At 62.9% G+C, this 22,695-nt stretch carries 22 protein-coding genes and 2 pseudogenes; 10 read left to right on the forward strand and 14 right to left on the reverse strand.

Going from position 1 to position 22,695, the window contains the following annotated elements; all coding sequences use genetic code 11:
• The 4 genes from IVA93_RS02755 to IVA93_RS02770 all read right to left on the reverse strand — a co-directional run bounded on the left by IVA93_RS02755 (nt 1) and on the right by IVA93_RS02770 (nt 4,117).
• On the reverse strand, nt 1-933 hold the full coding sequence (locus IVA93_RS02755) for an NmrA family NAD(P)-binding protein (protein WP_247789663.1): 933 nt from the start codon (nt 931-933) through the stop codon (nt 1-3).
• Nucleotides 934-1,247: 314 nt separating this feature from the next.
• Complete coding sequence (locus IVA93_RS02760) at nt 1,248-2,003, reverse strand: alpha/beta fold hydrolase (protein ID WP_247789665.1); 756 nt, start codon at nt 2,001-2,003, stop codon at nt 1,248-1,250.
• 156 nt (nt 2,004-2,159) lie between these two features.
• Nucleotides 2,160-3,191 (reverse strand): alpha/beta fold hydrolase, encoded by a 1,032-nt coding sequence (locus tag IVA93_RS02765; RefSeq protein ID WP_247789667.1) that lies wholly within the window; start codon nt 3,189-3,191, stop codon nt 2,160-2,162.
• Nucleotides 3,192-3,220: 29 nt separating this feature from the next.
• Nucleotides 3,221-4,117 (reverse strand): NAD(P)/FAD-dependent oxidoreductase, encoded by an 897-nt coding sequence (locus IVA93_RS02770; RefSeq protein ID WP_247789669.1) that lies wholly within the window; start codon nt 4,115-4,117, stop codon nt 3,221-3,223.
• A gap of 114 nt (nt 4,118-4,231) precedes the next feature.
• On the opposite strand from IVA93_RS02770, the gene IVA93_RS02775 reads away from it, so the two are divergent.
• On the forward strand, nt 4,232-4,882 hold the full coding sequence (locus IVA93_RS02775; protein WP_247789670.1) for a TetR/AcrR family transcriptional regulator: 651 nt from the start codon (nt 4,232-4,234) through the stop codon (nt 4,880-4,882).
• 66 nt (nt 4,883-4,948) lie between these two features.
• A complete protein-coding gene (gene rnhB / locus IVA93_RS02780) occupies nt 4,949-5,773 on the forward strand; it encodes a ribonuclease HII (protein ID WP_247789671.1) in 825 nt (274 codons plus the stop codon).
• Between the two features lie 27 nt (nt 5,774-5,800).
• Here rnhB and ligD (IVA93_RS02785) read toward each other — a convergent pair whose 3' ends face one another.
• The 4 genes and pseudogenes from ligD (IVA93_RS02785) to ligD (IVA93_RS02800) form a co-directional block, all read right to left on the reverse strand.
• The gene (gene ligD, locus IVA93_RS02785) at nt 5,801-6,748 is read right to left on the reverse strand and encodes a non-homologous end-joining DNA ligase (protein ID WP_247789672.1); all 948 of its coding nucleotides are present in this window, start codon (nt 6,746-6,748) and stop codon (nt 5,801-5,803) included.
• A gap of 12 nt (nt 6,749-6,760) precedes the next feature.
• Complete coding sequence (locus IVA93_RS02790) at nt 6,761-7,324, reverse strand: MOSC domain-containing protein (protein ID WP_247789673.1); 564 nt, start codon at nt 7,322-7,324, stop codon at nt 6,761-6,763.
• Nucleotides 7,324-9,003, reverse strand: a complete 1,680-nt coding sequence (locus IVA93_RS02795; protein WP_247789674.1) for a DNA polymerase/3'-5' exonuclease PolX — start codon at nt 9,001-9,003, stop codon at nt 7,324-7,326. The genes IVA93_RS02790 and IVA93_RS02795 overlap by 1 nt, the downstream gene beginning before the upstream one ends.
• A gap of 341 nt (nt 9,004-9,344) precedes the next feature.
• A pseudogene (gene ligD, locus IVA93_RS02800) lies at nt 9,345-10,265 on the reverse strand (non-homologous end-joining DNA ligase).
• 112 nt (nt 10,266-10,377) lie between these two features.
• Here ligD (IVA93_RS02800) and IVA93_RS02805 point away from each other — a divergent pair.
• Nucleotides 10,378-10,563 carry a DUF3606 domain-containing protein gene (locus tag IVA93_RS02805; RefSeq protein WP_247789675.1) on the forward strand — a complete coding sequence of 62 codons (186 nt, stop codon included), beginning with the start codon at nt 10,378-10,380 and terminating at the stop codon, nt 10,561-10,563.
• Between the two features lie 28 nt (nt 10,564-10,591).
• Here IVA93_RS02805 and IVA93_RS02810 read toward each other — a convergent pair whose 3' ends face one another.
• Complete coding sequence (locus IVA93_RS02810; protein ID WP_247789676.1) at nt 10,592-11,485, reverse strand: 3'-5' exonuclease; 894 nt, start codon at nt 11,483-11,485, stop codon at nt 10,592-10,594.
• A gap of 244 nt (nt 11,486-11,729) precedes the next feature.
• Between IVA93_RS02810 and ku the strand changes: the two genes are divergently transcribed.
• The gene (gene ku / locus IVA93_RS02815; RefSeq protein WP_247789677.1) at nt 11,730-12,653 is read left to right on the forward strand and encodes a non-homologous end joining protein Ku; all 924 of its coding nucleotides are present in this window, start codon (nt 11,730-11,732) and stop codon (nt 12,651-12,653) included.
• A 61-nt stretch (nt 12,654-12,714) separates the two neighbouring features.
• A complete protein-coding gene (locus tag IVA93_RS02820) occupies nt 12,715-12,897 on the forward strand; it encodes a hypothetical protein (RefSeq protein ID WP_247789678.1) in 183 nt (60 codons plus the stop codon).
• Between the two features lie 422 nt (nt 12,898-13,319).
• Here the strand turns inward: IVA93_RS02820 and IVA93_RS02830 are convergent, their stop codons facing one another.
• The 5 genes and pseudogenes from IVA93_RS02830 to IVA93_RS02850 all read right to left on the reverse strand — a co-directional run bounded on the left by IVA93_RS02830 (nt 13,320) and on the right by IVA93_RS02850 (nt 16,116).
• Nucleotides 13,320-13,787 (reverse strand): MAPEG family protein, encoded by a 468-nt coding sequence (locus IVA93_RS02830; RefSeq protein ID WP_247789680.1) that lies wholly within the window; start codon nt 13,785-13,787, stop codon nt 13,320-13,322.
• 209 nt (nt 13,788-13,996) lie between these two features.
• On the reverse strand, nt 13,997-14,266 hold the full coding sequence (locus IVA93_RS02835) for a hypothetical protein (RefSeq protein WP_247789681.1): 270 nt from the start codon (nt 14,264-14,266) through the stop codon (nt 13,997-13,999).
• A 243-nt stretch (nt 14,267-14,509) separates the two neighbouring features.
• Nucleotides 14,510-15,248: pseudogene (locus IVA93_RS02840) on the reverse strand (SOS response-associated peptidase).
• A complete protein-coding gene (locus IVA93_RS02845) occupies nt 15,227-15,688 on the reverse strand; it encodes a hypothetical protein (protein ID WP_247789682.1) in 462 nt (153 codons plus the stop codon). Before IVA93_RS02845 ends, IVA93_RS02840 begins: the two are co-directional and overlap by 22 nt.
• A gap of 17 nt (nt 15,689-15,705) precedes the next feature.
• Entirely contained in the window at nt 15,706-16,116 is a 411-nt protein-coding gene (locus tag IVA93_RS02850) for a hypothetical protein (RefSeq protein WP_247789683.1), read from the reverse strand.
• 266 nt (nt 16,117-16,382) lie between these two features.
• Between IVA93_RS02850 and IVA93_RS02855 the strand changes: the two genes are divergently transcribed.
• From IVA93_RS02855 to IVA93_RS02875, 5 genes are all read left to right on the forward strand, one after another.
• Nucleotides 16,383-17,669, forward strand: a complete 1,287-nt coding sequence (locus tag IVA93_RS02855; protein ID WP_247789911.1) for a metallophosphoesterase — start codon at nt 16,383-16,385, stop codon at nt 17,667-17,669.
• Nucleotides 17,669-18,760 (forward strand): GTPase-associated system all-helical protein GASH, encoded by a 1,092-nt coding sequence (locus IVA93_RS02860; RefSeq protein WP_247789684.1) that lies wholly within the window; start codon nt 17,669-17,671, stop codon nt 18,758-18,760. The genes IVA93_RS02855 and IVA93_RS02860 overlap by 1 nt, the downstream gene beginning before the upstream one ends.
• Before the next feature lie 193 nt (nt 18,761-18,953).
• The gene (locus tag IVA93_RS02865) at nt 18,954-19,775 is read left to right on the forward strand and encodes a TRAFAC clade GTPase domain-containing protein (protein WP_247789685.1); all 822 of its coding nucleotides are present in this window, start codon (nt 18,954-18,956) and stop codon (nt 19,773-19,775) included.
• Nucleotides 19,772-20,656 carry a TRAFAC clade GTPase domain-containing protein gene (locus IVA93_RS02870; RefSeq protein WP_247789686.1) on the forward strand — a complete coding sequence of 295 codons (885 nt, stop codon included), beginning with the start codon at nt 19,772-19,774 and terminating at the stop codon, nt 20,654-20,656. Before IVA93_RS02865 ends, IVA93_RS02870 begins: the two co-directional genes overlap by 4 nt.
• A complete protein-coding gene (locus IVA93_RS02875) occupies nt 20,653-22,665 on the forward strand; it encodes a GAP1-N1 domain-containing protein (protein WP_247789687.1) in 2,013 nt (670 codons plus the stop codon). Before IVA93_RS02870 ends, IVA93_RS02875 begins: the two co-directional genes overlap by 4 nt.
• Nucleotides 22,666-22,695 lie beyond the last annotated feature (30 nt).

Raw genomic sequence — 22,695 nt, forward strand, 5'->3', positions numbered from 1 at the left:
TCAACCCGCCGGCTTGGGCGCGTCTGCCTTCTGAAAGTCGTCCTGATGCGCGCGCACGAAGTCCTCGATGGACATCGGCGACACGCCGGTCAGCAGGTTCACATCGTCCGAGGATCGGTCGTATCGGCCGTCCCGGTGCAGCAGCGCCATCGACTCCAAGTGCGCGACCACGTGTGCGGATGCGCCAATGGATCGCAGGCTCTCCAGCCACGGTTCCAACGGAATGTTCATGTAGGCGATTGGACGCCCCAAAACTCTTGTGAAATCTTCGGCGACCTCGCGAAGAGTCTCGGCACGCGGGCCGGTCAGCTCGTAAACCTTTCCAAGGTGAGGCGCGGGATCCGCCAACACCTCCGTCACGCACCGCGCGACATCGTGGGCGGCGATGGGTGACGTCCTTCCCTCTCCGAACGGCAACATCAGCGCGTCCCGAGCGGTGACCGTCGGAACGGCAAATCGCCAGAAGAACGCGTCCATGAAGGCGGTGGGACGCATCGTGACCACCGGCAAGCCGCTCCACCGCAAGACCTGCTCGGCCAGCCAGTGCTGCTTGTGCTGCGGGCTGCGGGCGGTCTCGCGGATGCTCATCTCCGAGACCGTCATCTGCGACATGTTGACGAATGCTTCGACGCCAAGGTGCTGGGCAACCACCGCCACGTTCGTCGTAGCCTCCAGATACTTCTCGTTGACCGACATGCTGAAGTACAGGCGCTTGCAGCCATCCACGGCGCGGTGCACCGCGTCCAGGTCGAGCAGATCTCCGACGATCACCTCGGCACCAAGCGCCCTCAGCGATTCCGCCCGGCCGTCATCCTGGCGGACCATGGCGCGCACCTTCAGCCCGCGCTCCAGCAGAGACTTCGTCACGCTCGGTCCGATCGCTCCAACTTGGCCAGCGGCACCGGTGACAAGGATGGGATGGGAGTGTTTCATGTCAACGTTTCCTTCAGATCGGTACCGGCGCTTCCGCCGGTGACGAGAATGGTGTGACCGAACAACTTCACTGGCGACTCCTGGAATTGGTGCTGAATTGGTTGACGGGGCTGTTGAGACCGATCACCCGGGATCGAGCGAGCGCTCCGCGAACTCGTGGCAGCCAGCAGGATCCCGTCCGACAGGGGCGTGCCGGCTACCGCCCGCGACAGGGACAACGCGCCGCAAGCTCTCCCGGATGCCGCACTTGCGCAACAGAGTGCCCGCGGACGTGACGATCGCGTCTCGGCTGTGTCGTGTCTGCTCGGCGCGACTCACGGCGCCACCATGTCGGCGTGAGTCGCCTCGACGACCGCGGCGGGGTGGGTCAGCGGGATCATGTGTGCAGCCCCGGGGACAACGACCGTGCGGGCGTCGAACGCTCCCGCGAGCAGACGACTCACCGACCGCGGAGCGGCCGACGTTCGCTCGCCGACGAGCACCGAGGTCGGCACCGCGGGCGAGGTGAGCTCGGCGAGCGTGGTCCGATCGGCTGCGCTGGCGGCCATCTCAAGCCGCAGCCGCGGTGCGAGCCCTGCAACCAGCGCACGCCCCTTCTCGCCCAGCGCGTTCCACGCGCCAGCGCCGCTCCAGTGCTCCACCAACAGGCAGGCGGCCGCACCGTGATCCGGCAGCGCGCGCATGAACCGATCGCAGAGGGTCTGCACCTCGCGCAGGGCGTCTTCCTCCCCGGGCACGCGCAGCACGCTGACGACCATAGGATCGATCAACGTGAGCCGCGCCACCCGAGACCCGACGGCCAGCCGCAGGTGAAGTCCGAAAAATGCCCCGATCGAGTGGGTGACGAGGTGGAACGCGCCGACGCCCTGCATGTCGAGCCAGCCGCGCAGGTGGGCCACCTCGTCCTTTGGCTGCCACGCCTCGCTCGGTGTCGGCGACCGTCCGTAGCCGAGCATGTCGGGTGCCAACACCCTGGCGCCGTGCGCCTCCAGACCAGTGCGGACCGCGGCCCAGGAGTAGGAGCCGGTGGCTGAGCCGTGGAGGAGCACAATGGGAAGGTCGTCGGTCATGGAAGATCCTGAGTTCGGAGTGGCGCCGGGTGTACTGCGGGGGCAGCCGGCAGTCGGTTTTCCCTGACACCGGCCCGCAACCTTCAACGGTAGCTCGCAACCGGAAACCATTTTCTTTGTGAGCGAGTTTGACGACGACGCGAGGCCGCCCGGACCTTAACCGCGCCAGGCATGCGGAACCTTCGCGCCCAGCCACTGCGCGAGGCTTGCATTGACCTCGACAGGCTTTTCTTGTGCCATCCAGTGCCCTGACGAGATCCTCTCGATCGTGAGATCGCGACAAAGCTTTTTCATCGGTTCGGTCAAAGGCGAGTTCACGCAGTCGCACGTATAGTCATATTCCGCCTCCAGAAATAGAACGGGCATGTCGAGATGGCCGTCATTCAATGCCTCGAGTGCATAGCGAGCGTTGGCTGCATGGTTCATGTACAGGGAGGCCGTGCCGTAAAAGCTCGTTCGCTCGTAGGCGGAGACATAGGCATGCAGGTCGCTTTCGGTGATGACCCGCTCATCACGAGGAAGGTTCGGAGCGGCGCCCTTTCCGCCGAACCAGCCTCCATCACGGCGAATCTGGGACGACGTCGCCGGCTTGCCTTTCCCATCGGGATTGCCCGCACGAAAAAGCGTCTTGAAGGTTCCTGCGACGTTCGCCTCCATGGCGCTGGTGGCCTTCTCGAAATGCTCTTCGTAGAAGCGCTGGTACTCCCAGTTGCCAAACGGATATTCGCTTTGCGGGTATAGATCGCGGTTGACCAGCCCGACAAGCACATCAAGTCCCCGCTCAAACGTGGCATAGGGAATGCACAGGTTGGCGACCGCGAGGCAACGGTCCGGATGATGGCTGGCGATGTTCCAGACGACCACCGCTCCCCAATCGTGCCCTACCCAGATCGCCTTTTCTTTACCGAGGGAGTCGAGCAACTCGATCATGTCGGCGACGAGTTCGCGCTGGCCGTAGGCGTCGTGCGTGCTGTAGAGCGAGGATCTTCCATGCCCCCGCAAGTCCGGTGCGATCGCCCGGAAGCCGAGCGCACCGAAGATTGGAAGCTGATGCCGCCAGCTCAATGCAAGTTCAGGCCAGCCATGGACGAAGATGACCGGCGTGCCTTGGCTCGGGCCGCTTGCAAAATAGAAAGTGTTGTTGCGTGAACTGTGGAAAGTGTTCTCTGTAACTTGAACCGGCGACATCGGGGAGCGCTCCTCTCTGAACTGTGCGCTCAAACCAGCATCGACTGCTGGGCGAAGATACCCGCCATCGCGCCGTGCGATGATGCCAGGGTGACCGATGGCGGCGTAAGGGGGTTGGCGAGGTCGCCGGCGGCGTAGATGCCGGGCATGCTGGTTTGGCGGCGCTCGTCGACCTTGAGGATGATGCCCAGGGGCGCATCGACCGTGGCGAGGCCTAGTGATTCATGCAGGCCTGCGGAGGGCTTGTTGCGCGGATGCGCGAACAGGATGTCGACCGCGACATCCGGGCCGGTATCGAGCTTGACGGTGGCGTTATGGGCCCCGTGATGGGCGATCCCGGTGATCCGGCCATCGACGACAGGCGTGTTGCGGCGCGTCAGATCGGCCCGGATATCGGGCGGAATGTCATGACCATTGGCGAAGACCGTCAACCTGTCGGTCCAATCGTGGAACAGCCTGACCTGATTGTGCGACTGCCGGCCGGACCAGACGAGACCCCAATGCTGGCCGGCGACTTCAAAGCCGTCGCAATAGGGGCAGGGCACGATGGACGTGCCCCAGCCTTCGGCAAAACCCGGGACGTCAGGCATCTGGTCAACGATGCCATAGCTCAGGATTAGGCGGCGCGCCCCAAGGCTTGCGCCATCGCCAGTGAGGACGGAGAAATCGTCGATCGCGCCGGAGATGCTGTCGGCCCGGGCATTGACCAGCCTGATCGTGGGATAGCGCGCCAGCTGCTGCCGCGCCTCGGCCAGGATGTCCAGCGGTGGCTTGTGATCGTGGCCGAGCAGACCATGCGAGTGGCCAGCGAAGCGGTTGCGCGGCAGGCCGGTATCGAGAACGGTGACCTTGCGGCGGGCACGGCCGAGCTGCAGCGCGGCGGCGAGGCCGGCAAAGCTGCCGCCGATGATGATGACGTCATCCATGGTGATTGGCTCCGTTGGAGGACAGGTTGAAACCTACCCATTGGCTTGCGTATTTCCGACACTGCATGGTATCGTAATGCAAGACTTAGAATACTGTCAAGTACTGGAATTGTCATGACGGAAAATAGCCGGCGCCGGCGCGGCCGGCCCGCCAACGAGGCGCTTGGCCAAACGATAATCGACGCCGCGGGCGAACTCTTTGTGGAATTGGGTTTTCAAGCGACGACATTGGACAAGGTCGCCCAGCGGGCGAAGATATCCAAGCTCAGCATCTATCGCCACTTCGAGAACAAGGAGGCGCTGTTCAGCGCGGCCCTCGCAGCCGGCTGCCATCAGTTGTTTGCACCACAGGCCCTTCTTGAAGGCGTCGATGGTTCAGCCGAAGATCAGCTCATGGCGGTGGGATCATCCCTGCTTCGCACGCTATTGAGATCAGACGTCCGCAGTGTCGAAGCCATGGTCATGGCCGACAAGACGAATCAAAACTCGTTAAGCAAGCTCCATTACGAAGCCGGCCCCGCCCATGTCATCGCCCAAATCGAGGCCCTGTTGCGTCAGTTGCACGCGAAGGCGCTTCTGAACGTGCCCGATCCTCTCCGGTCCGCCCGCTTGTTTGCCGCGCTTTTCAAAGGATCCGATCTCCTGATGATCGCACGCTTCGATCAGGCGAGAGCAGAGGACGACAACGAAATCGAATCCTATTGCCGGTCGGCCGTCGCCATGTTCATCGCCGCGCACGGTGGCAACGACCACGCGGGCGGATGACTTCAGACAATCGCCACAAAGTTCAGCGACACGCTGCCCACAGTCAGTCTCACACGAAGGCCCGCGATGTCCCAATATTCACTCGATGTATTGCGTCAGCGCTATGTCGTCGAGAAAAGACCGCTCGAGGCCAGAGTCGAGCAGATCTTACGGGCCGACACCCGCGCGGGAGCGCGTGCCATCCTGGCTTCAATCGATAAACGCCGCTTCGAGAATAGGTCCGAAGGGCAGCGCCTCCGCAAGATGCTCCGCTTCGAGACCTCTCTCTGGAAAAGTGGCTATTTTGCAGTGGCAGGTGTGGACGAAGCCGGAATGAGCCCTCTAGCCGGGCCGGTCTCCGCTGGCGCCGTGATCCTGAAACCCGGCACGCGGATAATCGGGATCGACGACTCGAAAAAACTCGATGCCGCGGCTCGCGAAGAACTTGCGAAGGAGATCAAGGAAAAGGCAGAGAGCTGGTGTGTGGCGTTCGTCGAGGTCGAGGAGATCGACGCGATCAATATCTATTGGGCGGGCATTCAGGCTATGCAGCGTGCGGTCCGGGGACTAGCGTTGACGCCGCTGCACTTGCTGATCGATGCGAAGCGGTTGAAGGAAATCGACATCCCTCAGCAGGCCATCATCAAGGGTGACGCCAAGTCCGCCACCATCGCCGCCGCCTCCATCCTCGCGAAAGTCGAGCGCGACAAGATCATGCGGACGCTCGACGTGTGTCACCCCGGCTACGGATTCGCGGATCACAAGGGTTACCCAGTGCCGGCTCACTATGAGGCGCTCGCCAGGCTTGGTGCATGCGCAGCTCACCGAAGGTCGTTCGGACCCGTACGCAAGGCTCTCGGGTTACCGCCCCTGCCGCCCTGGCCTTCGGCATCCGAGCGGGCCGCAGGCTGACTTCAGGTACGGCTCGTCTCGGTAGCATTATTTTTGCGACCAGCTCTTTTCGCGAACGACGTCCTTCGCGTTCTTGTCGGAGCGCAGGCCGAGATAGACCGGCTGGCGCAGCTCGCCCTTGCTGGTCCACTCCGCAAACTTCACCTCCGCGACCAACGAAGGACGCACCCAGGTCGTTACCCGCTCGTCCTTCACCTTGGCAGAGAACGGCGACTTGGCTGTCTTGAGCCTCACGAGTTTCCCGTGAAGCTCTTCGAGAACTTGGTGGCTGAATCCCGTGCCGACGTGGCCGATGTACCGCCATGCATCCCCTTCGCGTACCGCCAGCACGAGCGCGCCGAAGAAAGGCCGGGTTCGCCTGGGCGCCGTGAACCCGGCGATCACGACCTCCTGCCGCTGCGCGGTCTTCACCTTCAGCCAATCGGCGGTCCGGCGTCCGGATGCATAGGGGCTGTCGGCGCGCTTGGCCATGATGCCTTCGAGATGTCTCTGCTCGGCTTCTGCAAAGAACTTTGTGCCGCTGCCTTTACGGTGCTTGCTGAATGCGATCAGCTTGTGGCGCGGAAGGATAGTCTTTAGCCGCTTCTTGCGCTCGAGGAGCGGCAGCGCGCGCAGGTCGTCACCGTCTGCGAACATGAGGTCGAACGCGCAGTACAAAAGCTTGGCCTCGTGGCGAAGGGCGTTTTGAAGCAACTGGAAATGGGATACGCCGTCCTTCCCGATCGCGACCAGCTCGCCATCGATGACGGCGTCCGCCTTGACGCCCTCAAGTGCTTTCGCGACCTCGATATAGGAGTGGCTGATGATTTTCCCGTTGCGGCTGTAGAGCGCGACCCGACCACGCCGGATTTCCGCGACCATGCGGAAACCGTCGAATTTGTCCTCGAAGACCCAATTGGGATCATCGAATGGTGAATCGGTCAGCGTGGCCAGCATGGGCTGCAGGCGATGAGGCAGGGTCGATTTTCGTGGCATGGCCGGGTCTTTCTACAGAGCTGGCAAGGCCCGCAGCGAGGAGAGCGGAAGGCGAACTCGCGCGGCATCACCAGCCGCGACCGTCCCGCCGGTCCGTACCACGCCCAGCACGCCGAATTTGAATGGAGGGCCCTTTTCCGCCGACGAAAGCACCTGCCGCTTAAGGCCGGCTCGGAAGCGGTCGATGAGGACGCAGGGCGTCCGGAGGCCGGTTAGCTCAACGACCGCGGCCGGCCCGAGCTCGATCAGCGTCCCGAGCGGCATCCGTTCGAGGTCCAAGCCGGCGGTGGTGATGTTCTCGCCGAGCTCTCCCGCTGCAACTGAGAAGCCGGCATCCGAGAGGGTCGCGAAGAGCTCGGATGGGATCAGGTGAACCTGCCGCAGATTGGGAAGGTGAGGCTGACGACGGGCGAGATAGCGGTGCCGGACGAACGCGCCGGCGTGGGCGTCCCCTTCGACGCCATGGCCTTCCACCAAAGCTATGCGGTCCTGAATCGGTTTGCTGAAATGGTGCCCAGGGCCGGCGGCGACCGCCACGACTCTCCCCTCGATCGCCATATCGTGCCCCTGGGGCATCAGGCGGCGCGGGCGAGCGAGCGCCGCTTCTGGCGCAGGTAGCGCGTGATGTCAGCAAGCGTCATCGCGTTTAGGACCCGTTCGGCAGGGACACCGCCCTTGCGGGCCATCACGACGCCCCAGTGCATGTGGTCGAGCTCGGGGATCGAATGCGCGTCCGGATTGATGCTCAGCATGCAGCCGAATTCCAGCGCCGCCTGGTGCCAACGCCAGTCCAAGTCGAGCCGCCATGGGTGGGCGTTGATCTCCACGACAACATCATGCTTGGCGCAGGCCCGCAGCACTTTTTCGACGTCGATTTCGTAGCCAGGCCGGCGCTGGAGCTGCCGCCCGGTCATGTGGCCTATAATGGTGGTGTGAGGATGGGAGATCGCCCGAAGCAGGCGCTGCGTTTGCGCCTTGCGGTCCAGTTTGAACCGGCCGTGGATGCTGGCCACCACGAAGTCGAAGCGCTCCAGCACGTCGTCCGCGTAGTCCAGCGAGCCATCGGCCAGAATGTCGGACTCGATGCCTTTGAGGACCCGGAAATCCTTGCCGAAGCGCTTGTTCAACCGGCCGGCCTCCCGGTGCTGCTGCGCGATCTCCTCCACGGTGAGACCACCGGCATAGTGCGCGGATATTGAATGGTCCGCGACCCCAAAATACTCGAAGCCACGCTGGCGGGTCGCTTTCGCCATCGTCTCCAGGGTCTCTGTCCCGTCGGAGGCATCGGTGTGGCAATGAAGGATTCCGCGCAGGTGCTGGTCGGTAACGAGCTTCGGCAGCTTGCCCTTCAGAGCCAGCTCGATCTCGCCGCGCCCCTCCCGGAGCTCCGGATCGATGAAGGGTAGGCCGAGAGCGGCATAGATGTCGGCCTCCTCGCTGGCGACCAAGGTGCGGCCCTTGTGCAATCCGTCGGCCTCCAAACGCATTCCTTTCTCGATAGCCAAGGCTTGGAGCTGCTCGATGTGGGCGGCGGAGCCTGTGGCGAAGAGAAGGGCGGCGCCGAAATGCTTGCGGTCGGACACCCGGATCTGCAGTCCTTCGGCCGATGGCATCGACGTCTTGTCCGATTTGGCAGCCTCCGCAACGATTGCGAGGTCGCTGACGAGTTCGCACCCCCGACGGAAATCGCCAGCGATCGTCACCCGCTTGAGATCGGGCCGGGCCTTCCGGATGGAATCCTTCGCGTGGGCGAGCAGAGCGGCGGCACGGTGCAGGTGGAGCCGGCCTTCTCCGCTTTTGGCGATCGCCAGGTTCTGCAGGATCTTGGTCTGCAGGGCGGCGCCGAGTCCTTTCACCTTCTTGATGCGGTCTTCCTTGGCGGCGGCCTCCAATTCCGCGAGCGAGCGGATCCCGAGATCCTGGTAGAGGCGCAGCACCTTCTCGGGACGCAGACCCGGCACGGCAAGCATCTCCAGCACCCCCTCGGGAATCTCCTTCCTGAGCTTTTGGAGGCTCGGATGAGTACCCGTCTGGTGAAGTTTGGTCACAATGTCGGCGATCGCAACGCCAACGCCCGGGATCTCTGTAAGGCGATCTTCGGCGATGAGCACGTCCAGAGGAACGACAAGCGCCGCCAGGCTGTCTGCGGCCCGAGAGTAGGCTTTCGCCCGGTAGGGATTGCCGCCCCTCAAGGCTGTGCGCTGCGCGTACTCTCGCAGGAGACTTGCTACACCGCGAGCGTCGAGAGAGGGCACTCAGTGAGCCTCCCGTCTCGCGCTTTGCGACCTGGGCGGACTAAAACGACTTTGAGGATGCGGGTCATCATCTTGCCGACGATCGAGCGATCTCTCGAGCTTCTGCGCTGCCCGAAAATCCTCCAGGTGCTGCGTGTTTGGACCATAGGCCGCCTCCTTCTTGAGGAGATTGTAGATTCGGCCGGCCATCAGCTGCAGGTGCTTCATCCTGCCCTGCGGCATCGATCGAGCCTTGTAGGCACGGAAGTAATCGAATGCGTCTGACATGATACGGGTAAACGCCCACTCCGGCCGATGGTTCGTTCGCCACCTGCGTCCCCCTGCGGATTTTCAACAGGCAGTCAAAGGTCTTCGCGCAGCCCCTTGAAGAACGGGTGCCGGACCTTCCCTTCAGCCGACTTGGCCCGGTACTCGACCTCGGCCAGCAGCTTCGGCTCGACCCAGATCCCTTTGTGGGCGATCCGCTTCGAATAAGGCTGGGTCCTCCGAATCAGCGGCTTCAGCCGCTTCTGAAGATCTGCGGCGGACGCCTTGTCGAAGCCATGGTCGACCTTGCCAGCGTAGACTAGGTCGTCCCCTTTATGCCGGCCGAGGTGGATGCCGTCCCATTTTCCGTCGTCGAGCGCGAATCAGGCGATCGTCAAGGTCTCGCGTTGCGCGCAGGTCTTCTTCACCCAGTCGTTGCGGCGGCCACTGGCGTATACGCTGTCGCGGACCTTCGAGACCACGCCCTCCAGACCTACCTTGCAGGCGTGCGCGAACATCTCGCGACCCTCGATCTCGAAGTTTTCACTGAACTGAATAGCGGTGCCCGCGATGATCTTCTTGAGCTCCGCCTTCCGCTGAACGAGCGGGAGCTTCCGCAAGTCGCGTCCGTTCAGGTACAGCAAGTCGAAGGCGACCAGGACGATGCTGGTGGAGCTGCCCTTCAATTCGTTCTGCAGGACCGAGAAGTCTGTCGTGCCGTCGGCGGACGGGACCACGACCTCGCCGTCGACGATCGCGGATCCGGCCTTGATGTGCCAGGCGTCGTCGGCGACCTTCTTAAAGCGGCGAGTCCAATCGTTGCCGCGGCAGGTGAAGACGGTGACGGTCTCGTTCGCCAGGTGGACCTGGACGCGGTAGCCATCAAACTTGATTTCGTGAATCCAACGGCTTCCGGAAGGCACCTTCTCGATCGAAGTTGCCAGCGCCGGCTCAACGAATCCGAGCAGCGGCGCCTTCACGCCGATCGCCGCCGGTTTACGACGCTGAAACGCCATGCACGAACTCCAACGCAACAAACCGACTCAAATTGGCACAGACGGAATCGTTCCGGAACCCACGAATCCTTGCGACGTTGCATCGTCGTCAATCTCACAAGAGGAGGAGCCGATGGCTGCAGCGAAGAAGAAAACCGCACGTGGGCGTAAGCAAGACCGTGCACGCGTGGCCGGTGGACAGAACTACGAAGTCGGCTATGAGGCCAAGAAGACCGGCCGATCGGCGTCCGCCGTGAAGAAGGCGGTCAAGAAGGTCGGCAACGCACGCAAGCGCGTCGAGAAGCGCCTCGGCCGGTAGGCAGCCGGCATGTACGCGACGGCGCGTTTTAGATACGGCCGGAGAACCGTGTAAAGGCGGTCAGCGTCTGCAGGGTCGGGGCGACGTCGCGAAGGTAGATCTCGTTCTTCAGGAACGCGATCTCGTCGTCGAGCGCGGTCTCGCAGACGTCAATGTACCAGCTTTTCGGACGACCGACCGTGCCATCGCTCCAGCGATAGCCCCGCCGTTTCAGCGACTCCTTGAGCTCGAACGGCGACTGCTCGGCCCAGACACGGACCGTCTTCCTGCGCGCTGTCTCGAGCAGCAGCGCCAGCGCCGGCGCGCCTGTCGGCAGCACGAAATCGAGGATTTCCAGCAGTGCATGGCAATCGTCGACCGCGCGGTGCCCGTGGTGGAAGAACCCGGCGCCGTTCAACAGGTAGCCGAGTTGAGCACCCGCGAAGCCATGTTTGCGCCAGTCGACTTCCGTCGCAGTGCAGGCCCAGGCTTTCCGCTCGAACACCGGCCAGTAGCGCTCCGCGAACTTCCGATCGAAGCCGCTGTTGTGGGCGATGACGATCACCGCGTCGTCGACGAAGGCGTTCACGGCTGTCTCGTCGATCTTGTGTCCGGCCACAACGTCGTCGGTGATTCCGGTGAGAGCGACGATCTCCGCCGGAATGGGCCCTGACGGTTCGTTGAAGGCGGCGAACGTGTCCCTGACGCCAATGATACGGCCGTGCTGCGCGTACTCGAACTTGACCATGCCGAGCTCGATAATCTCGTGCTGCCGGGGGTCGAGGCCCGTAGTCTCGACATCGAGCAGGATGCCCGTCTTCGACTCGCAACCGGTGGATCGCGTCGAGAGAGGGCGCGGCACGAGGCGGCGCAGCACCCGGTAGTCCGTCGACAGGCTCAAAGCCTCGGCCATGGCGGCCAGATCGGTCGTATCCTGGAACATTCTGTTCAATCTCGGTACGGGCTCCGCCCAGGCCGGGACCGGACCATACCGGCAACACCGGCCTCGAGGTACAAGAATGACGGGTGATTCACGATGTTTTCGGCCCCGGTTGGGTCGATCAAGCCTTCCTTGGTCCTCCCGCTCAAGGGCGGTTGTTCAGGGCGGCCCCATATCTCGCGAGGCACGGAACCCAGGCCCGTCGTTCGTCTTGAATCCATCACCGTCCATCTGGAGTTCCGCGTTCATGGCCCCCCGTGCCAACTGGAAAGGCTTTCTACGACTGTCGTTGGTCACCTGCCCCGTGGCGCTCTACCCAGCAACCTCGGAAAGCGAAAAAATCTCGTTTAACCAGCTCAACCGGCAGACTGGCCACCGCATCAAATATCTAAAGGTCGACAGCGATACCGGCGAAGAGGTGCCGAACGAGGACATCGTCAAAGGCTACGCCCTGGACAAGGACACCTACATCGAGGTGTCGAAGGAGGAGCTGGAAAACGTCGCGCTGGAATCCACGCGTACCATTGAGATCGACGAGTTCGTCGACCGCGAGGAGATCGACCCGCGGTATCTCATCCGGCCCTACTATCTGAGGCCGGACGGCAAGGTAGGGCACGACGCCTTCGCGGTGATCCGAGAGACCATCCGGGAGATGAACAAGGTCGCGATCGGCCGGCTGGTCCTGACCAACCGCGAGCACATCATCGCCCTCGAACCGCTGGACAAGGGGCTGATGGGCACTCTGCTCCGCTACCCCTACGAGGTCCGCGATCCGAAGGAATATTTCGACGAGGTCCAGGACGTCAAAGTCACAAAGGACATGCTCGATCTCGCCAGGCACATCGTCGAGCAGAAGTCCGGCTCATTCCAGCCGGACAAGTTCGAGGACCACTACGAAGCCGCGTTGATCGAGCTCATCAACCAGAAGCGGGCCGGCAAGCCGATCACGCCCAAAGAGCGGCCGGCCGCGAGTAACGTCGTGGATCTGATGGAGGCGCTGCGCCGGAGCGTCGGCAAGGAAGCCGCGCCGGCGAAAGTGGCCAAGCCCGCCAAGAAGCCGCGCAAGGCCGCGACCGGGCAGAAGGAGATGCTGATGTCGATCGAAGGCAAGAAGGCCAAGGAGGCGCCGGCGAAGAAACCGGCGTCGAAGCCCCAGCGGAAGTCGGCGTGAGTGGCAGACTGGATCGCAGGCTTCTCGTCACCCCCAGGGTTCACACCCGAGGAGAAACACCATGACCCAAAACATTCCCGAAGAATCTTCCGCCAGGTCGATCGACTGGATTCCCTTCGTGATCGGCAACACGATGCCGCCCCGAGATCCCAATGAAAACGGAGACGACGAGGACGAAGAGGAAGAGGACGAAGAGGACGGCGCCGACGAACCGCCGGTCGTGCGCGAGCCGGACGAGGACTAGAGCATTGGGCGGCAGCGACAGCCGGATCCTCGGCGTTTGCAAATGATACTGCAGCGCCCGCCAGAGCGCACCATGGAACGAATTGGCTCGTCAGGCGTCGATTCCCTGCCTCTGGCACCCACACCCCCAAAAGCCCAAGCCGGAGGAAAACCTACCACCTAGGTTGGCGGTCCTGATGTGCGCATTTCTTGGCGCCACGACCGTTTGCGACCGAAGGAGGGAGCAAATGAGCAATCGCATATCTGAGCGGAGGACGCCCAACGCGGCCGAACGGGAAGCTCGAAAGGTCTTCAGAGACGCGGAGGCCAAAGTAGCGTTGTCTGAGTACGAACGCGCCCAACGGGCGCTCCACGCGAACCGGGAGCGGTTGAAGGCGGAGCGATTGGCTCGCGAGGCTGCGCCCACCAAAAGCACTGCCGGCGTCAGGCGCGCCAGGCCACGAAGAGCGTCCAAGAAGTCATGAAGATCAAGATCACGGAACCCACAGTCCAGAGCGTTGCGCGCGTATCGTGAGTCCTGGCCGTGAAATAGGCTGCGAAATGCAATAGCCGCGAAACGACGTAGCCATATAGCAGCCACTGGGCCAGCATCAGGGATGGCTCGGTCAGGATGAAGAGAAACCCCGCGACCAGAAAAAACGGCAGATTTTCGAGATCGTTCAGCTGAATCCGCCGGATGCGATCGACGTACTCATTGGGCGCCAGTTGTTCGGCGCTCGGCCTTGGGTTGAGGATGGTCTTCTTGCTATCCTCCGGGGATCGAAACCCGCCTTTTACCTGCATCATGCGGATGACGGTCAACCATGACATCAAGACGGCTTTGAGAATCATGATCGAAGCGGCGATAGCGTAAGTGATGAAGAGCGGATTCTGAAAGCTGAGCTTGTCCATAGCGCTGCCTTCGGTTCTGGCGATCTGCGATCATTCAATCATATGAAAGCGCTCGCCGACTAGAGGTTCGCGTCAGCTTGCCACGTCCGAGGGTGGACCATCGGATCGATGGCAGGGAGGGCCGCAGCTCGCCGATGCCGCAACCCGGAAGCGCCAAAAATTCGGGAGTCTTACCAGGCGGGGCCGCAAAGGCGCCTTGGTCGGGCGGCCTAGCCGCAATCTGGCGGGCACTCGGGGCAGCTATCGCCGATCGAGTTCATGACGTCCAGGACTTCCGCAACCGCCTGGTCGGGAGAGATGCCGGCCGGCGGATCCTCGCGGACGGCCGCGAAGGCGCGCTCGCGGGCATGTGGGTCGGCGCGGTCCTGCATCCAGCCGTGCTCCTCGCATTCGCGGATGGCACCGGTCTCCTGCAGCACCGAGATCGCCCAGCCGCGCAGCGTCCGGATCGCTGGCCGCCTTTCCTTCGTCATCAGCATCGCGTTCAACTCCTAGAGGGACGAATCCTTCCAGACCGGCCCTCGTTCCGGGCAGCTACCACATGCCAGGGATTCCAAATTGGCGGGACTTCAGCTTTTCCACGTGTTCCGACAGCTGTGGACGTCCCGGGATCGCCACGACCGACAAATGCGGTGTGGGACCCATAGGGGAAGCTGAATCCTAACCCGCGGGGCCAGAACCACCGTCGGAGCCGTGGTCAGGGGAATTCACGTCGGCTTCGATTATTCGGCCTGAGGATGCGATTGCACATCTTCCTTCTCGCCGGTCGCGACGATCTTCAGCGCCCCGTCCGGCAGCGGGCGCTGCAGCGCCTTGGCCTCGTCCCAGGGTGCGCGCATCCAGACGTCGTGCTCCTCGGTGGTCGTCAGGATGACCGGCATCGCCTTTGGATGAACGCGGCCGATCTCGGCGTTCGGCTCCGTGGTCAGGAACGCAAATACGTCCGCGGTGATCGCGCCTTCCTTGGCCTTCCGGACGCTGGTCCCAGTTCGTCCAAAGGCCGGCGAAGGCAAGCAGCGGCCGGCTTTCATCCGGGGCGAACCAGACCGGCACCTTCTTCCCGTCGATGGTGTCGTACTCGCTGAACGAGGTGAACGGCACCAGGCAGCGCTGCTCCGGACCGAGCCAGCGCTTCCAGTGGCTGCTGTTGACGTTGCGGATGTTGGTGGTTCCGGAATCCGGCTCCATCCGAAGCAATTCCTTGAACTCGACGGTCTTGCCCTTGGCCTGCAGCTTTTCGGCACGCTTCTTCGTGGCATCCATCAGCGCTCGCTGCGACGACGGCATTCCCCAGCGCGCCATCGCGATCTCGCGTCCATCCGCAGCGTTGTGCACGATCGGGGCCGGGTAGTCCGGAAAGATTCCCGGCATCGACGGCAGGTTTCCGACGTGGCTGTTGAGCGCGCCGAATAGGCGGCGGATCGCCTCGACGTTCTTGGTCATGCTGTAAAGATTGCACATCTCAGGTTTCCGGGGCCTGGCGAGGGCGCTGCGCCAGCTGCAGCAGCCGCCCGACGTCCGGCCTTAGCACACTTGCTGCAACGGAGCCGGCTCGCCAGGTCGTGGACGAAGGTGGTCGGCGGACGGCGCAGCGCGGCCAGGTCGACGTCCCGCTTGGTCCTGCAGCGCGAGCATTCGATCTCGATCCATCGGTAGCCCGCGTTCACGGCCTGGTCGATCGTGGGAGACGGGTCGATCGGCTCGCCGTCGGCCCACATGCGCTCGTTCCACGATTCGCACAGCAGCTTGTCTGCCGTCCGGATCAGCGCCTCGCCTTTGGCTCGGGCCTCGTCCGACTGCGAAGCGAGAATCGACGTCATGGCACGGGCCCGGCCGAGCTCCTTCGCGAGAGTCTTGCGATCGCCTCCCGAAAGCGGTGTCGGGTGATGTTTGGGTGCCATCGGCGCCGTCTGCCGGACTATGTGGCTTCGAACGACGGCCAGCAGCCGTCTTCCTCATGCCGGCCGGTCCGCTGCGTGCACGTGTTGTCCAGCAGGCGCTGGCCGACGTCCTTCCAGACCGCGTCCTGACCGTACAGCCTGACGGCGTCGACTTTCTGGATCTCGACGGTGCGGCCGCAGCGGCGGCAGCCCACCCTCAGAATATGTTGAGGAATTTGGCTCAGCCGCAGCAGGCGTCCGGACGGGCCGGGGCCCGGTCGCCCGGCGTCGGCGCGAGGGTCCTCCAGAACTGCCTGCCAGTATTCCGGCGGCAGATCGTCGTCCGGAGCCAGTCCGCGCGCGAGAGGAGCCTCCCTGCCGACAGCGGCGGCCATCTTTTGCATCTGCTTGGGCGTCGGCGTGCGCCAGCTCGCGGGGCGGTCGGTCATGCCATGAGTAGAACACAACAAGAACACAAGAGTCGAGCCCGCCGAGGAGGTAGGAGACATGTAGTCATGCCAGTTCAGAAAGCGCCATCCGACGCCGTCCTGGGTTCAGCTCGAAGATACACAACCCGCCATGGACAACCGGCGGTTGGATCTGGTCATTGCTTGTTCCGGTCAAACGTACATATCGTACGGCTACACAGCAGCGCGCGATTCCCTGATCGATCGCGCGCCCGAGACGTCGAACAGGGGTGGGAAGTAGCTGGAAGATGTTGTTTTTGCATATCTCGGATATCCATTTCAAAGCGCCTGAATGCCTCACCCCGGACACGGATCCCGACAGGGGAGTCCGGACGCGCATTGAGCGGCACCTGGCCACGCAGATCCCGAGATTGGGCAAGATCGACGCGATCTTGATCGGAGGAGACGTCGCCTTCGCGGGTGACCCGCGCGAATATGATGAAGCGAGGAAGTGGTTCGCCAAGCTCAGGACGATCACCGGCTGCGAAAACGGTCCGATGCTAGTCGTCCCCGGCAACCATGATGTCGACAGGACCGCAGTCGGGAAGGCCATGACCACCCGGAACGTGCATCAAGCTGTCGCCGGAGAAAAGGACGATTGGAGGGAGGCGACCCTCCGCGCTCAGTTGGCCGACCCGCAGACCGGCGCCGCGCTGTTTCACGGTCACGCCGCCTACAACGATTTCGCCGCGCCGATGCAATGCCAGATTTATCCCGAAAAGATCTACTGGAAGCAGGATCTGGACCTGACGCCGCAGGTGAAGCTCCGGATTCACGGGCTGACTTCGACGCTTCTGTCAGGGCGCGACGGCAAGGACGACCCCAGACCCTCGCTCTACGTGAGTCCTCTTCAGACGGCCCTGGATCCGGTGCCGAATGTGGTCAATATGGTCATGTGCCATCATCCTTTCGACTGGTTGATCGACGGGGATGACGTGGAGAACGCTTTGGACAGGCGGGCGACGTTTCAGCTGTTCGGTCACAAGCACAAGCAGCGGGTGCAGCGCGAAGCCGAGTTCGTGCGGTGGGGCGCCGGCGCCGTGAATCCTTCGAGGAGCGAGAAGCAGTATGAGCCCGGCTACAATCTCGTCCACATCGTCCTGACAGGCACCGGAAACGAACGGCACCTCGCCATAGAGACCCACCAATTCACCTACCAGTCCAACCCGGAAGGATTCAGGCCGATCCTGACGTCTGCAGGCGAAGACGTCTTCCGGCACATCATCCCGTTTCCCGAAGATGCCGTCGCATCGACCGGCGTCGCCACGCCGAACATCCAACCCGGACCGCCGGTCGACGCGAACGCTGATGCGGAGGCCGCCATGGGCGCCGAGATCAATCGCAACATAGTAAGCCGCTTCTGGGAGCTCGATTCCAGCGATCGGCGGAAGATCGCTCTCGAACTTGGGCTGATCAGCCGGGCGGAAGTCTCGCTGCCCGAACCGGAGCGATACGGAAAGGCTCTCATAAGAGCCAAGGAACGCGATCTGCTCGATCGACTCGCCGAAATGATCTCTGACAGAGAGGGGAAGTGATGGCTGCGCAGAAGGTCCCAAACATGGACCCGGACTTCGCCCGTTGGTACCGTGAAGTGTCGATGGAAGACAGCAAGGCGCAGGCGAGATGGGTCGGCATCGACCAGGCGATCGCGTCGCCAAGCCGGCCGATGGTGGAGGTTCTGACGCGCCTGGCGTTCGACACCAAGGCTTCGGCAGGGGGTTACAAGGACCCCGCGCTCGCGGAGAAGCTCGCCGCGTTTCACGATGCGTTCAAGGCGGCCGACGCGGATTATGAGCCGGAGAAGCGCGAAAGCCAGGTGCTCGCCGCCTGCGCGCTCGCTCGGCTGTTCGGGTGGTATTCGCTGGCGCAGCTCGCCGTTACCGCCGCTTCCTTCGATGGCGCCAGAACGCCGGCGTTGCCGATGGACTTGGTGGGCATGGCCGAACAGGCGATCAGGAGCTTGAGCACGGCCCGCCGCGTTCGACCGGACGTCTCCAAGTTGAAGGTCACGCTGCGGGATATCGCGTATGAGCCGGACTTGGCCGCTGTAAATCTGAACGATCCTCAGACGCTGAAACCTGTCTTGGTCGGCCTGAGCAACGCCGTAAACGCTTCGCTCAAGGCGGTTGTCGTCGGCGTGAACGCGTCGGCCGACAAGATGAGCGGTTACATGCGCGTGGTCGACGAGGAATTGCAGATGCTGTGGTGGCTGCTGGGCGAGCGGAGTCTCGACCTCGATCAGCCGTTCGACAAGGTCGAGAATACGATGCAGCCGCTGGTCTTCGCCCGGGAACTAGCCACGCGAACCGTCTCCAGTCCGGGGCCAGTCGCGATCACGGCGTTGTTGGCTCGCTCCGGTCTGATGTCGCGCGGCAAGCTGTCGGTCGTCGCCGCCGCGAACGCCGTGCCAGCGGACTGGGCGACGAAGGCAGTGAACCAACTGCCCGCGTCCCCGGTCACGACCCCGATTCACTTCGCGTTGGACAAGCGCGTCGAGGCGGGCGCACCGGACGCCTGGGCGGCACACTGGTCGGCGCTCTGCGGCCTAGCGGAGGACGCGAGCCTTACGCCGCTTCGACTTGCGGAGCTTTTCTACCGTGAACACCTCTTCCTGACGCACGGGTAGGCCGATGTCCGCGACGGTTGCCGCCGAGATGATCTGTTCGAACCCGGACTGCCGCGTGTCGGTAGACAAGAAGTGCGTCGAAGGGCTGTCCTTCGATCAATGTCAGTTCTTCGGTAAGTCGCCCGCGGACCCGCGCCCCGCGGACGGCGGCGAGGTTGCCGCCCCGTCGGCCGGCATCGACCTGGATCCCGGCATGCCGCTGCATGCCCTGCAGGCCTCGGGGGTTCTCCGGGCCGCCCGTTCGCGGGTGATTGGGATCATCGGCGCATACGATTGCGGCAAGACCAGTCTGCTGGCAGGTCTCTACGACCTCTTCCAGGAAGGACCGATCGCCGGGGTGACATTCGCCGGGTCTTCGACGCTTCACGGCTTCGAGCGCATCTGTCACGATTCCCGCGTAGCTTCGAAGCGGGGCGTCGCTCACTCGCCCCGCACCAGCCGAGGCGAAGTCGTCTTCTACCATCTGGACGTCCAGCAGAGCGGAGAAATCGACATGGTTTCCTTGCTGCTGGCCGACAGATCGGGCGAGGAATATGAAGAGGTCGCGGACGAGATGGCCAATGGTCTCTCCATGTTCGAATTGCGGCGCGCAGATACCGTGACCGTGCTGGTCGATGGGAAGCGGCTGTGCGACCCGAAGACCAGGCACGACGTGATCAATTCGATCGCCCCTATCGTCCAAGGTCTGCGGGAAAGCGGTGCGTTCGCGCGGCAGCCGCAGCTGGCGGTCGTGTTGACCAAGAACGACGCTGTTGTCAGTTCGAAGAAGGCGGACGTCGCGGCTGCCGATTTCGATCGGCTCGTCGGGACGATCACGCATCGCTTCGCCGACGGTTTCAGCGACATCCGCAAGTTCGTCACGACCGCGTCTCCGACCGGACTGGCCGCGAAGAGGGGCGACGGATTGCGGGACCTGCTGCTATATTGGCTCAACGAAGGCCGGCCCGAACCGGTTGCGCCGGGCGGCGCCGCCAGCGATCGCGTCTTCGCAATCTTGCGTCCGAGAGAAGAATGATGGCGGCGATCGTCGAACCTAACGTATCGATCGTGGGCTTGCCGGGTTCGGGCAAGACGACCTTTCTCGCCGCGCTCTGGCACCTGATCCAAAGCGACGAGATCGCTACGCGACTGCGGTTCGCCTCGATGAGCAACGAGGACTACGCCTACCTCAACCAGATCGTGAAGCTCTGGCGCAGGGCGACCGAGCAGGGCCGTACGCAGATCGCAGGAATGAAATCGATCAGCATGAACCTCGTCGATGCCGCCGACCGGGCGATACGCGTGACGTTTCCCGACGTACCCGGCGAGGACTACCGCACGATGTGGGAAGATCGGAAAATCGACGAAGGATTGGCCGAAAACCTCAGCGCGGGAAACATCATGCTGCTGATCAACGGCGACCGGATCAAGTCGCCGGCTTGGATTACGGAGCGGATGCACCTGGCGGGGAAGGTCGAGAACGGCCCGGTCGAGGAGCCTGCCCGATGGGAGCCGAGGCTCGCTCCGACGCAGGTCCAATTGGTCGATCTGCTGCAGCATCTCATGCGGCGTCCGCTGGCTCGGGGGCGCCGCCGGCTGGCAGTCATGATGGGCGCATGGGATCAGGCGGAGGGAGAAGGGCTGTCGCCGAGCGATTTCCAAGCAGCCAGACTTCCTATGCTCGATCAGTATTTGAAAAGCGGCCGCGACGGCTGGACGTTCCGCACCTATGGATTGAGCGCGCAAGGAGGCGAGTTCGACGAGAACGACGAGAATAACGCGGCGGCGAAGGCAAGAGAAGACGCGAACCGGCTGCGGGAGCTCGACCATCTGTCAAAGCGGATCCGTCTGCTCTCCGACGGCACCGAATCCCACGATCTCACCGAGCCGCTCGAATGGTTGATGGACGACCAGTGAAAGGTTTTGCAGTTCAGCAGACTCTGCACGGCTACGGAGAAGGGCATCGCCTTCTGGCAGGTTCGGTGTCGTTGCCGCCGCGCGACATGCGGACGATGCTCATCCTGAGCGATTCCTCGGGAAGCGGAGTCAAGTTGCCGGCCGATGGCTACCTGACGGGATATCCGCTCGCCGAATCCGCGAAGTACGTGCTGGCCCGCACTTGGCCGGCTCCCGAGATGAAGCGACCGGGCTGCGTCTGGACGCACTCGGTCATCATCGATTTCGCAGACGTCGCGGCCCTCTGCTCTGCGTCGACGATCGTCCGTTTATTTATGCGTCCGGAGGCCGAACCGCGCGACATGTACGAACGGGCATTGACCATCGTCGATACGACTCCGCCGGAGCGAGGAAGACTCGATCCGGAAATCGCCGCTGAACTGGTCGGCGCGCTGTACGGAAGCCCGAACAGCAAGATCGTGGGCGGACTGGACGTCGGCCTAAACGAAGAAATCGTGCTCCGGACTTGGATGCAACAGTGGCCTAGGCTTCGGCGAAGCTTCCGGTTTTGTACATTCACGGCGACCGACCGTTCGTCGCCGTCGGAACCTTTCGACCTTCAAGTCGTCGCGAACGCTTCGTCAATACCCAAATTGCGGGTCGCAAATCTTGTGAGTCCAGACGAGACGTCGCGGATGCCGGAGCTCGGGCCATTAGTGGAGGACCTTCTCGACCCCGATGTCGACGGTCTACGGCGTTTTCTCCGGGAGAGCGGAGTGGAGGTGTCCGAGGGACGTGGTGCTATGCGCCCTCTGTGCACGATATTCGCATTCGTCGGCGGTCGGATGCCGACCGCCGAGACTGCGCTCGACGCGCTCGATCGGCTGGACCGTTCTCGGGCGTCGACTGCGCGCCGACGGATCGTCAGGCGGCTGGCGCAGGACATCGGGTCCGTCAGCGATTCGAGCTTCCGGATGGTCGTCGACGAAGTCCGTGCGGATCGAGAATTCGACGAGGCGCTCGCGGCGAGAGTCGGCGCGGAGCTTTGGAGGCGCGAGCCGGCTTCGTTCGTAGGCACGTTGGCCGAGCCGATTCCTTTGTCTGCTGCTACGAACGCGGCCTTGAGAGAGATGGAAGCGGGCGAGCTGGTGCGGGGCATCTCGCGTGATCCTACCGTAGCGTCCGAGATCGCGAGACGCCGGGAGGATCTGCTCGTCATCGAAGAGTTTTGGACGATACCGGGTATTGATATCGAAAAGATTGTCGCCTCTTGCGAGGATCGATCCGAAGGGGTCGTTTCGAGCCTCATGTCGTCGGGCGCGTCCGTGTCGCGCTCCGCGATACAGCAATTCCAGGCTCGGCCGATCATCCGTGCGTTGGAGAAAAGCGGAAGCGGATTGGGCCGCGACCGAGTCGAGCCATGGCTTCGGGCGGTGCGAGATCAAATCCACGACCTAATCGGCGCTTTGCGGCATCGCGAGCTCAAGTTCGCGCCTTCAATGTCCGAATTGTCGAACGCCAGCGGTCCGGACGATGTCTCCTGTGATGAGCGCGGCGATCCTTGGTTGGATGCGGCTTCCGCGCCGGCGGGAGAACTGACGGCAGAAGAGGACGCCCATCTTTGCGCCTTCCTGCTTGCACGCGGACTTGGTCGTCAGTCAAACCATCCGGCGGCGCTGATGCGGCTTTCGCTCGGAAAAGTGCATCGCGCTCTGGCCCTCGATCGTATGCCTCAGGACGGATGGCGCCTGCTGCGCAACCGATTGTCGTTCGTGATGCCATGGCAGGAGTGGGACCGTTGCTGGCGGGTGCGGAGTGCCGTTGCCGCTAAATTTGTAGACGGAAATCTGGATACTGCGGATTTCGTGAACCTGGTTGATGATCCAGAACTGTGGTGGCAAGTTGCGTCCGACGTCTCCCACGTTTGGGGCGGCTGGAAGTACCTGAAGCAGGTCCAACGCAGATTGGAGACGGACAGCGCGCGCGATCCCGGAGGCCGGAAGACGGCGGCGCTTGAGCGCCTTCTTTAGTGAGCACCAGCGATGGTGGTTCAAGCCGAG

Origin of the sequence: Bradyrhizobium sp. 155 (genome assembly GCF_023101105.1) — a bacterium.
In the GTDB taxonomy this organism is placed as follows: Bacteria; Pseudomonadota; Alphaproteobacteria; order Rhizobiales; family Xanthobacteraceae; genus Bradyrhizobium; species Bradyrhizobium canariense_D.